Raw genomic sequence first — 10,424 nt, 5'->3', positions numbered from 1 at the left:
ATCCGTACCGGTCGGCACAACCGGCCAGCAGGACCGCGAAAACACCCGCCACCCAGTACATTGCGCCGTCCTACCCGCTGCCGGCGGCGGGCCGGGATGCCGCTACGCCCGTGTCGATCCTCGCACGGATTCCCGCCCGCCCGCGAGGTATCCGGTACGCCGCGGCGGCTCGCTTCCGCGGTCGCCGGTCCCTGTCCGCGAGGGGGCGCTGTCAGGTGGCCCGGCGGGCACGGGCGCGCCGTTTGCCCTCGTGCATCGCCTGGACCCGGGGGATCGGGATGGTATGGCCTTCCGCGACCAGATCGGCCGGAAGCGCCTGCGGGTCGGGCATGGCGGCCGACCAGGGGTCATCATCGGCCAACAGGTCCGGTACCGTCCGCATCGTGAAGTCCGCCGGCGTCACCTCGTCCAGCTCGGACCAGGCGAGCGGGAACGATACGGGAACACGGGGACGGATCCGCGGACTGTAGGCCGCGACGACGGTCGCGCCGCCGGTACGTGTCGGGTCGAGGAAGACCTTGCCCCCGCGGTCTTCCTTGATGAACGCGGTGGTGGCGAAACCGGGATCGAGGCGCTCGGCCCTGGCGGCGATCGCCCGCGTCGCCGCGGCGGCGTCCTCGTGGCGGGTACCCGATGCGACCGGCACGAACACATGGGCGCCCTTGGCGCCGCTGGTCTTCACCGCACCGGCCAATCCGGCATCCGTCAATGCCGCCCGGATCAGCCGCGCCGCCGCGGCCGCGTGCCGGAAGGTCTGCCCGGGTGACGGATCGAGGTCGAGAACGAGATGCGTCGGCCCCGGACCGGGATCGGCGGTGACCAGCGTCGGGTGGTATTCGACAGCGCGCTGGTTACCGAACCAGAGCAGGGTCGGCATATCGTCGCACAGCGCATAGGAGATCTCGCGCCGCGAACTCTCCGCCCAGACCGTTGTCCGCCGGACCCACTCGGGGGTGTACTTCGGCAGGTTCTTCTGCATGAACGGCTCCTGCCCCGGCCGGACGCGGACCACCGACAGCGGGCGGTCCCGCAGTACCCGCACGAGGCGTTCCCCGACCGCCTCCAAATAGTCCAGCAGGTCTCGCTTGGTCGCCTCGGCGCCGTCGAACAGCGGCTGGTCCGGATTCGTCACCGGAACCCCGCGGCGAACCTCGTCACTGGTCATGGCCTCACCATGCCCGCCGGCCGCACCGGGGTCAACCACGCGCCGCCACCGTGGCGGCACCCGGACACACCGCGGCGGCGATCCCGGCACCGGGCGGCCACAGCGGCGCACCGGACCATATTTCGGTTGCGCATGGTGCGCACGATCCGGATCGTTGCCGTGTGCCACCACGAACCCCGATACCGACTCCGCCCGACTCCCGACCACCCGAGGAACGCCCGGACCTGACCGGCTGGCGGCGCCGGCACGCCCGGCGCTCGTCGAACGCCGCCCGGCCGATCCCGTCGGGTAAGCAGTACCGCCGTAAGCAGAAACACCCGAAACACCAGGAATTCGACACCCGCCGGTAGTGGCGTGCGGGCCGGTCCGCGAAACATCCGGTGCCGCAATGACGATGTCCGGACGACGCGCTTTCACCAATTCCCGGCACATCGGAGCAGCCATGAGCGACACCACCCAGCGCGACACCCTGTGGATGCGTGAGGACCTGCGACACGCCTGCCGACTCCTCGGCCTCGACGACCGGCACGGCGCCTGGATCGCCCGCGAATTCGCCCCCTGGGCGGCCGGCTATCTCGCGCGCCGGGTGATCTTCGAACTCCGCCGGCGGGATGCGGACGCCGCCTGAGGTTTCCCGACTTGCCGATTTCCGCTCGATCGGCTGTGATCGGAAAGCGTGAGCGGAAACGGCAGCGTTTCGAATATCGGGGTCCCGGCTGTACTGGACCGCCGGACCGTACTGCGCGCGGGGTCGGTGACCGCCGCGGCGGCCGCGTTACCGGCACCGGCCGCGTCTGCGGAGAGTCCGGTGTTCGGGCACGGCGTCGCCTCCGGTGATCCGCTGCCCGACGGCGTCGTGCTCTGGACCCGGGTGACCGTCGGGCCGCGGGCCCTGCCGGGGTCGGGAATCGGCGCCCCGGCCACGGTCCGCTGGGAAGTCGCCGAGGACGCCGGATTCACCACGGTGGTCGCCGGCTCGCTCACCGCGGACGCGGACGCCGATCACACGGCGAAGGTGGACGTACGCGGTCTGGCCCCGGCGCGCGACTACCACTACCGGTTCCATGCCCTCGGTGCGACGTCGCCGACCGGCCGGACCCGCACCGCCCCGGCCGACGCGGACTCCCCCGACCGCCTGCGGTTCGGTGTGGTCTCGTGCGCCAACTGGGAAGCGGGCTATTTCGCCGCCTACCGCCACCTCGCCGCCCGTGACGATCTCGACGCCGTCGTCCATCTGGGCGACTACCTCTACGAATACCGCTCCGGATCTTTCGAGGGCCGCGCCGGGGCGGTCCGGCAGCACCAGCCGGTGCACGAGATCGTCTCGCTCGCCGATTACCGGATCCGGCACGGACAGTACAAAACCGACCCCGATCTCATGGCCCTGCACGCGCGGGTGCCGTTCATCTGCACCTGGGACGACCACGAATCCGCGAACAACGCCTGGTCCGGCGGCGCGGAGAACCACGACCCCGCGTCCGAGGGCAGCTGGTCGGATCGGCGCGCCGCCTCGATCCGCGCGTACGCGGAATGGATGCCGGTCCGGCTGGAGACCACGGCCGGGGAGACCCGGATCTACCGCCGGCTGCGGTTCGGCACCCTCGCCGAACTGTCCATGCTGGATCTACGCAGCTACCGGGACAGGCAACCCGAACTCGGCACCCGGGAGGGTGACGACCCGGCGCGCACGATGACCGGGGCGCGCCAGATGGAATGGCTCACCGCGGGATTGGTTTCCGGCGCCGCTCGCTGGCAGGTGGTCGGCAATTCGGTCATGATCGCGCCGCTGGCGTTCCCACCGCTGGACCCCGAGACCACCGCGGCGGTCACCGAAGTGTTCGGTATCCCCCGCGAGGGTCTGGTGCTCAACACCGACCAGTGGGACGGATACCCCGCCGACCGCCGCCGCCTCCTCCAGGCCCTCACCGACCGCGGCGTCGGCGACGTCGTCTTCCTCACCGGCGATATCCACAGCTCCTGGGCCTCCGATGTCCCGCTCGACGCCGCGCACTACCCGGCCGGCCCCACCGCCGGAGCCGAATTCGTGGTCCCGTCGGTGACCTCCACCGGGATCGGGGATATGCTGCCGACCCCGCCGCGCACCGGTTCGGTCGCGCTGGAGGATTCGGTGCGGGCGCTCAACCGGCACATCCACTACACCGAGCTCGATTCCCACGGCTACGGCGTGGTCGAACTCGTACCCGACCGGGTACGGATGGAGTGGTACTACGTCGGCGATGTCACCGACGCACACACCGGCGTCCGAGCAGCGGCCGCCTGGGAGCTACCGCATGGCGGCCGCCTCCGGCCGGGCCGGTGATCCGTCGACAGGAACCAGGGATCGCTTCGACCGTCCACTCGGACGGTCGGCCTCCGTGGTCGGAGCCCGATCCGATTCCGCGGCTCCGGAGGCGGCACAGATGGACACAGTTCGGATCACCGTCTTATTAATCATTCCCTCATGACCGTGGCGTTGTTTCAATGCCGCTATGCACCAGACTCGTTCTCTCGCCGCACGTTTGCGACTCCGGTCGGTCGCGATGCTTCTCGTCGCCGCCGCTGCCGGGATGGTGACCGGGTGCAACAGCAGTGACGGGCCCGGTGGCGCCGCGCTCGATACGCCGCTGCCCACCGAGGTTCCGCCGGGCACCACCCTGGTGGTCGCCGACCAGCAGGAACGTTTCCAGACGGCGCTGCGCGCCTCCGGTGAACTGGAGAAACTGCCGTTCACGGTGGAGTTCGCGAATTTCATCGGCGGCCCGGAGATCCTGGAGGCGTTCCGGGCGGGGGCGGCCGATGTGGCGCCGGTGGGTGATGTGCCGCCGATCCATGCCCTCGCCGCCGGCCAGGATGTGCCGATCATCGCGGCCTATCAGACCGATCCGGCGGGGATAAAACTCGCTGTCGCGCCGGGTGTCACGGCGACCCGGCTGACCGATCTGAAGGGTAAGAAGATCGCCTATGCCGAAGGGACGGCTCAACAGGCGGCGGTGTTGCGGGCACTGGACAAGGCCGGTCTGACCACATCCGATGTCGAGCTGGTGCGGCTACAGCTGGCCGATTTCAATGATGCGGTCCGCACCGGGCAGGTCGATATCGCGCCGCTGAACGAGCCGCGGCTCACCCGGTTCCTGCGGACTCCGGGCGCGACCGTGATCGCCGATTCGGAAACCACCGGTATCTATTACGGCCTGGGCTATCTGTACTCCCGGCGGGAAGCGACCCAGGATCCGGCGAAGTCCGCCGCGCTGCGCGCCCTGGTCGGGGCCTTTGTGCGGGCGTTCCACTGGACCAATACGCACCAGGACGAGTGGGCCCGGATCTACTACATCGAGAATCAGAAGCTCAGCGCCGACGATGCCGGCCGGATCGTCGATTCACTCGGGGAGTTCACCTTCCCCCATCTGGATCAGAAGCTGATCGACGCGCAGCAGGCGACCATCGATGTCATCGACGCGGCCGGTCAGCTGCCGCGCAAGGTCGAGGCCGCGGACGGTTTCGACACCCGGTTCGACCAGGTGATCAGCGAAACCGTGCCCGCCGTCGGCGCACGATTCGAACGGGAGGCACAGTAGTGGCCACCTTGGATATCCCTGCGGGCGCACGGGCGGATTCCGCCCCGCTCGCACCACCGGCCCGGTCCGCTCGGACCGGGCGCCACGTCCGTCTCGGGCCCGGGCGGCCGATCCCGTTCGGTTTCGCGCTGGGCCCCGTACTGCTGCTGGCCGCCTGGGTGATCGGTTCGCTGTCCGGCGCGCTCGATGCCGAAACGCTGCCGGCGCCGTGGGATGTGGCCCGGACCGCGGGTGATCTGATCGCCGCGGGCACCCTGCAGTCCAATCTGCTCACCTCGTTGCAGCGCGCCGCGATCGGTCTCGTACTCGGAGTGTCGATCGGTGTGGTGCTCGCGTTGGTCTCCGGGCTGAGCCGGATCGGCGAAGCGCTGGTCGACGGCCCGGTACAGATCAAACGCTCCATTCCGACCCTCGCGCTGATCCCGCTGTTCATCGTGTGGTTCGGGATCGGCGAGGAGATGAAGCTGATCGTCATCACCGCCAGTGTGCTGGTGCCGGTGTACATCAACACGCACGCCTCCCTGCGCGGAGTCGACGCACGGTATGTGGAGCTGGCGCAGACGGTCGGCCTGTCCCGGTGGGGTTTTATCCGCCGGGTCGCGCTGCCCGGTTCACTGCCGGGATTCTTCACCGGACTGCGGCTGGCGGTCACCATCTCCTGGCTTGCCCTGGTGGTGGTCGAACAGGTGAACGCCACCAGCGGTATCGGCTATCTCATGACCCAGGCCCGCACCTACGGGCAGATCGACGTGATCGTGGTGGGACTGGTGATCTACGGGCTGCTGGGTCTTTTCGGTGACCTGGCCGTCCGCGCGCTGGAACGGAGGGCGCTGGCATGGCGACAGACACTGTCGGACTGACCGTACGGGCCCGCGCGCTGCGGCGCGGGTTCGGCGACCGGATCGTGCTGCGCGGGGTGGATCTCGATATCGCGCGGGGCGAGTTCGTGGCGCTGCTGGGCCGCAGCGGTTCCGGTAAGAGCACCCTGCTGCGGGCACTCGGCCAACTGGACCACGATGTCGCCGGCGACGGTGAACTGACCGTTCCCCGGGAGCGGTCGGTGGTGTTCCAGGATTCCCGGCTGCTGCCGTGGATCAAAGTGCTCGACAACGTCACGCTCGGTCTGAGCGGTCCCGGCGCCGCGCAGCGTGGCCGGGACGCGTTGGCCGAGGTCGGCCTGGCCGGCCGGGAGAAGGCCTGGCCCCGGGAACTGTCCGGCGGCGAACAGCAGCGGGTGGCGCTGGCCCGTTCCCTGGTCCGCGAACCGGCGCTGCTGCTCGCCGACGAACCGTTCGGCGCGCTGGACGCGCTCACCCGGATCCGGATGCACAGGCTGCTACAGGATCTCTGCGCCCGGCACCGCCCGGCGGTGCTACTGGTCACGCACGATGTGGACGAGGCGGTGCTGCTCGCCGACCGAGTGCTCGTCCTCGATGAGGGCCACATCGCCGTCGACCTGTCCATCGAGCGGGCCCGCCCGCGCCGCCACGGCGATCCCGCCGTCGCCCACTACCGCGAACAACTCCTGACCGCGCTCGGTGTCTCCACCGAACCCACTCAGTACGAGGACGATGCACGATGACCGAACCACGCCGGCTGAGTCTCAACGCGTTCATCTACCCCGCCGGGCACCACGAGGCGGCCTGGCGCCACCCGGCCAGCCGCCCCGACCGGATCTACGATGTCCGCTACTACCAGGAGATCGCCCGGACCGCCGAGGCCGCCACCTTCGACGCGGTGTTCTTCGCCGACGGACCGGCGCTGCGCACCAATGTGGCCTACAACGCCGCTCCCGGCCTCGAACCCATCACGTTGCTCACCGCGATCGCCGCGGCGACCACGCATCTGGGTCTGATCGCCACGGCTTCCACCACCTACTACGAGCCCTACAATCTGGCCCGGCTGTTCTCTTCGCTGGACCATATCTCCGGCGGCCGGGCGGGCTGGAACATCGTCACCACCGGCACCGATCTGGCCGCCGCCAATTTCGGGCTGGACCGCCATCCCGATCACACCGAACGCTATGCGCGGGCCCGCGAATTCGTCGACGCGGTCACCGCGCTGTGGGACAGCTGGGAGGACGACGCCATCCTGCTGGACCGCGCCGCCGGCCGGTACGCGGACCCGGACAAGATCCATCCCATCGATTTCGCGGGCGAACACCTGCGCGTGCGCGGACCGTTCAATTCGGCCCGCACACCGCAAGGGTATCCGGTCCTGGTGCAGGCGGGCGCGTCCAACGACGGCCGCGCCTTCGCCGGGCGGTACGCCGAGGCGATCTTCACCGCGCATCAGCGGCTCAGCGACGCCCAGACCTTCTACCGCGATATCAAACAGCGGGCGGCGGATTTCGGCCGCGCACCCGATCAGGTGAAAATCCTGCCCGGGATCAGTCCGTTCATCGCGGGTACCGAGTCGGCGGCGAAACAGCTGGAACGGGAGTTCAACGAGCTCACCGTGCCCGAGTACGGCCTCGAGCAGCTGGAATCGCTGGCCCACGAATCACTGCGGCATCTGGAACTGGACGAACCGGTGCCGGTCGAATTGTTCGCCGACGCCGGTGAAGTCACCGACAATGCGGCGAGCCGGCGGCAGGTGGTGGCCGGGATCGTTCAGCGGGAACGACCAACCCTGCGCGGTCTGCTGCACCGGCTGGCGGGGGCGCGCGGGCACCGGGTCTTCGCGGGCACCCCCGAGCAGGTGGCCGACACCATCGAGGAGTGGTTCCGCTCCGGTGCCGCGGACGGTTTCAACGTGATGCCGCCCTACTACCCCGGCGGCCTGGAGATCTTCGCCGAAACAGTGGTCCCGATCCTGCGGCAGCGCGGGCTGTTCCGGACCGAGTACACCGGCACCACCCTGCGCGACCATTTCGGGCTCCCCAAACCGGCAAGCCGTTACGCGCCGCAACCGGTGGCCGGGTAGCGGCGCCGGCTGTGGTTCCCCCGTGCGGTTGTGAACGTGTGAGGCCACGGAACAGTTGTGCTACGCCCTGTAGTAGAAATGGGGGGTGGCGAGTCGTTCCTCTGCACGATCGGTGCTGTCCTGGGCATTACTGACCGTGGCGGCGGCCGGGTGCGTTGCGGTGGGCGCGTGGCAGTGGACCCGGCTCGGCAATGCGAGCGGCGTCGACCACAATATCGGCTATGCGCTGCTGTGGCCCATATTCGGCCTGTTTCTGCTGGTCGCGGGTCTGGCTCTCCGACGCCTGGAACGATCCGTCACTGGTGACGCCGACTCGGCGGCGGCACACCTGAAAGCTTCCGCGGCACGGGAGCTACCCCCTGGGTTGCTGCCCGGCCACGTCGGAATCATCGTCGAAACCGATCCGGCGACCACGGCCTACAACACCTATCTCGCCGCCTTGAACGACCACGAACTGCAACAGCAGCTGCGCGTTGCCGGGCTCGACCGTCCCCGCGAAGGCCCGTGAAGGCCCCCCTCCCGACGCGCGGGGCTGTTGCCGGCCGATCAGCGTTGCCCGCTCCGAGGTGATGAACGAATTGTGGTGGTGGCGCGTTCAGTCGATGACCGCATCGGAGAACACCGGAGGGTCACCGAGGAACGGGCGGTGCGACGGCGGGCGCTGTCCCCGCGTGTCCTCGACGCCCAGTTCCTGCGCGATCTCCGCACCGATGAGCACCCGACCGGTACGGTTCATCAATTCCGGATCGCGCGCGAGGGCGTCGATGACGCGGCCGGTGAACTCCGGCGACTCGGCGGTCGCGGCGAGCCCGTCGTATGCGCCCGGATTCGCGGCGAATCCGGCGAGCGTGCGTTCGGTCGTGAGCAGACCCATCCAGATCGAGACCACCGCTACATTCCACGGACGGAAATCGACGGCCATATCGTGCGCCATCTTGTCCACCGCCGCCTTGCCCGCACCGTAGGCGGGCCCGTGCATGTAGCAGGTGCCGCCGAACGACGAAGTGTTCACGATCAACCCGCCACCATTGGCCACCAGCAACGGTGCGGCGTAGTAGCTCGTGACGTAGCTCGAGCGCATACCGACGTCCAACAGGTCGAGCAGCGTCAGCGGCTTCTCCCAGAACGGCCCCTTGTCGGTCAGGCCTTCGGGCACCGCGAAGGCGTTGTTGACCAGGATGTCGAGGCGGCCGTGTTCGTCACGAAGGCCTTCGAAAAAGGCCTCGACCTGCGCATCGTCCCGATGGTCGAGCACGACCGGCACGCCTCGGCCGCCGCGGCGGGTGATCTCCTCGGCGGTCGCGAACACCGTGCCCGGCAGCGGTGCGTCCCCTTCATTCCGCGTCCGCCCGGTGACGTAGACCGTTGCCCCGGTTTCACCCAGGGCCAACGCGATTCCTTTGCCCGCGCCGCGACTGGCACCGGTAACCACCACGATTCGTTCCGGACCCACCATCGACTCCCTCCACTGCCCGACCAATCACACAGCGCATCGTGTGACATATTCCGCTACTGAACCGGACCGGCCGGGAGTCCCGCAGAGTCCTTCCCGGTGGCCGGGAAGGTGGCGGCCCGCACCGGCGCCGCTCCGGGCGCACGCCGAGAGTCGCTGTCCAGGATTTCGCCAGGCCTGTCGAGAGGGGTGAGCGAGGTCAGGCGGTGAGTTCGAGGGTGATGGCGGTAAAGCCCGTATCCGCTTCGGGGTGACGGCCTATTTCCCGGAAACCCAGGCGGGCGTAGAAGGCGCGCGCGGCGGTGTTGAGTTCGAAAACGTCGAGGGTCACTGTGCCGTGCAGACGGAGAGCGTGCGCGACCAGTTGCCGTCCGATGCCCGATTTCTGCGCCGCCGGGTCGACGAACAGGCCGCCGATCTCGGCACCCAGCAGTCCCAACAACCCAACCACGTCGCCGCTGGGGGTCTCGGCGACCCAGTTGTCGGCCTGGACGAGGTAGATCTCCCGAAGCTTGCGCTCGCGCGTCCCGGTACCTTCGTTCGGAATGAAGGGATGGGCGATACGGGCGGCGCGGCTCCAGAGCCCGACAACAGCTTCCTCGTCCTCGGGGCGGTAGGGGCGGATGCTCGGAGCGGCGGGTTCGGACAGATGGGGAGCGGCAGGAGTAGTCACAGCGAACAACCTTGGCTGCAGAAAGCGTTCTATACAAATGCTTTTGCCGGGCCGGTAACGGCGGAGGTCACTCAGGTTCTACAGATTCCCGGGCCGGCCGCCGACGCGGCTGGAGTTTTCGGAACCGCTCACGTCCCCCGGCCACAACGTCCCGGGCAACTATATCTGGCGCGCTCCGCCGCGGTCGGACAGTGCGGCGACCAGATCGGCTGCGGCGGTGGCGAGTTCGATCCGCGCGACATGCGGCAGGGTGGCGGCGAGTTTCCCGGCGATGGCCGCCTGGATATCCGCGCCGATCGCCACCCCCGCGGAAGTCGGCGCAACGCGGCTGATCCGGCGGTCGGCGGGATCGGGTTGCCGCGCAACGTAACCGCGGCGTTCCAGCCGGTCCACCATGCCGGTGATATTGGTCTTGTCGCATCCGAGCGCCGCCGCGAGCTCGCCGAATGTCGGATGTTGGGCCTGGACCAGGCAGAGCAGCGCGATCTGCTGGGCGGTGAGGCCGAATTCGCGGGCTATCGCCCCATAGAACGCGTTCACCTCACGGTAGAGCCCGCCGAGGGCGGCAACCAGGTCGTGATCGTTCACTGCCACGACGAGCAGTTTAGATGATCGACGGTCGACGAGGCGCGA

At 68.9% G+C, this 10,424-nt stretch carries 12 protein-coding genes; 8 read left to right on the top strand and 4 right to left on the bottom strand.

Going from position 1 to position 10,424, the window contains the following annotated elements; all coding sequences use genetic code 11:
• Positions 1-211 precede the first annotated feature (211 nt).
• The gene (locus NS4_RS01165) at positions 212-1,165 is read right to left on the bottom strand and encodes a DNA polymerase domain-containing protein (protein ID WP_063057572.1); all 954 of its coding nucleotides are present in this window, start codon (positions 1,163-1,165) and stop codon (positions 212-214) included.
• A 161-nt stretch (positions 1,166-1,326) separates the two neighbouring features.
• Between NS4_RS01165 and NS4_RS01160 the strand changes: the two genes are divergently transcribed.
• The 8 genes from NS4_RS01160 to NS4_RS01125 all read left to right on the top strand — a co-directional run bounded on the left by NS4_RS01160 (position 1,327) and on the right by NS4_RS01125 (position 8,173).
• Positions 1,327-1,515: a hypothetical protein gene (locus NS4_RS01160; RefSeq protein ID WP_063057597.1), complete on the top strand. Its 189-nt coding sequence runs from the start codon at positions 1,327-1,329 to the stop codon at positions 1,513-1,515.
• A gap of 92 nt (positions 1,516-1,607) precedes the next feature.
• Positions 1,608-1,793, top strand: a complete 186-nt coding sequence (locus NS4_RS01155) for a hypothetical protein (RefSeq protein WP_063057571.1) — start codon at positions 1,608-1,610, stop codon at positions 1,791-1,793.
• 48 nt (positions 1,794-1,841) lie between these two features.
• Entirely contained in the window at positions 1,842-3,485 is a 1,644-nt protein-coding gene (locus NS4_RS01150; protein ID WP_245664941.1) for an alkaline phosphatase D family protein, read from the top strand.
• 169 nt (positions 3,486-3,654) lie between these two features.
• Positions 3,655-4,740 carry an ABC transporter substrate-binding protein gene (locus tag NS4_RS01145; protein ID WP_174552051.1) on the top strand — a complete coding sequence of 362 codons (1,086 nt, stop codon included), beginning with the start codon at positions 3,655-3,657 and terminating at the stop codon, positions 4,738-4,740.
• Complete coding sequence (locus tag NS4_RS01140; protein WP_084486494.1) at positions 4,740-5,600, top strand: ABC transporter permease; 861 nt, start codon at positions 4,740-4,742, stop codon at positions 5,598-5,600. Before NS4_RS01145 ends, NS4_RS01140 begins: the two co-directional genes overlap by 1 nt.
• A complete protein-coding gene (locus NS4_RS01135) occupies positions 5,576-6,322 on the top strand; it encodes an ABC transporter ATP-binding protein (RefSeq protein WP_063057570.1) in 747 nt (248 codons plus the stop codon). The genes NS4_RS01140 and NS4_RS01135 overlap by 25 nt, the downstream gene beginning before the upstream one ends.
• On the top strand, positions 6,319-7,665 hold the full coding sequence (locus NS4_RS01130; protein ID WP_063057569.1) for an LLM class flavin-dependent oxidoreductase: 1,347 nt from the start codon (positions 6,319-6,321) through the stop codon (positions 7,663-7,665). Before NS4_RS01135 ends, NS4_RS01130 begins: the two co-directional genes overlap by 4 nt.
• Positions 7,666-7,750: 85 nt before the next feature.
• Positions 7,751-8,173: a transcriptional regulator gene (locus NS4_RS01125; RefSeq protein ID WP_157105825.1), complete on the top strand. Its 423-nt coding sequence runs from the start codon at positions 7,751-7,753 to the stop codon at positions 8,171-8,173.
• An 87-nt stretch (positions 8,174-8,260) separates the two neighbouring features.
• Here the strand turns inward: NS4_RS01125 and NS4_RS01120 are convergent, their stop codons facing one another.
• The 3 genes from NS4_RS01120 to NS4_RS01110 form a co-directional block, all read right to left on the bottom strand.
• A complete protein-coding gene (locus NS4_RS01120) occupies positions 8,261-9,121 on the bottom strand; it encodes an SDR family NAD(P)-dependent oxidoreductase (protein ID WP_063057567.1) in 861 nt (286 codons plus the stop codon).
• A 196-nt stretch (positions 9,122-9,317) separates the two neighbouring features.
• Positions 9,318-9,791 carry a GNAT family N-acetyltransferase gene (locus tag NS4_RS01115; protein WP_245664940.1) on the bottom strand — a complete coding sequence of 158 codons (474 nt, stop codon included), beginning with the start codon at positions 9,789-9,791 and terminating at the stop codon, positions 9,318-9,320.
• A gap of 159 nt (positions 9,792-9,950) precedes the next feature.
• A complete protein-coding gene (locus tag NS4_RS01110) occupies positions 9,951-10,385 on the bottom strand; it encodes a MarR family winged helix-turn-helix transcriptional regulator (protein WP_084486492.1) in 435 nt (144 codons plus the stop codon).
• Between the last annotated feature and the right edge of the window lie 39 nt (positions 10,386-10,424).

Origin of the sequence: Nocardia sienata NBRC 100364 (assembly GCF_001613205.1) — a bacterium.
Classification (GTDB): Bacteria; Actinomycetota; Actinomycetes; order Mycobacteriales; family Mycobacteriaceae; genus Nocardia; species Nocardia sienata.
Note: the sequence above shows the minus strand (reverse complement) of the source record. Positions and strands in the feature narration are given on the sequence as shown.

What these genes read in the sequence shown, in the direction of transcription:
- NS4_RS01120 (WP_063057567.1), bottom strand. Translation starts at nt 9,121, where the DNA reads ATGGTGGGTCCGGAACGAATCGTGGTGGTTACCGGTGCCAGTCGCGGC.
- NS4_RS01130 (WP_063057569.1), top strand. Translation starts at nt 6,319, where the DNA reads ATGACCGAACCACGCCGGCTGAGTCTCAACGCGTTCATCTACCCCGCC.
- NS4_RS01165 (WP_063057572.1), bottom strand. Translation starts at nt 1,165, where the DNA reads ATGACCAGTGACGAGGTTCGCCGCGGGGTTCCGGTGACGAATCCGGAC.
- NS4_RS01135 (WP_063057570.1), top strand. Translation starts at nt 5,576, where the DNA reads ATGGCGACAGACACTGTCGGACTGACCGTACGGGCCCGCGCGCTGCGG.
- NS4_RS01155 (WP_063057571.1), top strand. Translation starts at nt 1,608, where the DNA reads ATGAGCGACACCACCCAGCGCGACACCCTGTGGATGCGTGAGGACCTG.
- NS4_RS01145 (WP_174552051.1), top strand. Translation starts at nt 3,655, where the DNA reads ATGCACCAGACTCGTTCTCTCGCCGCACGTTTGCGACTCCGGTCGGTC.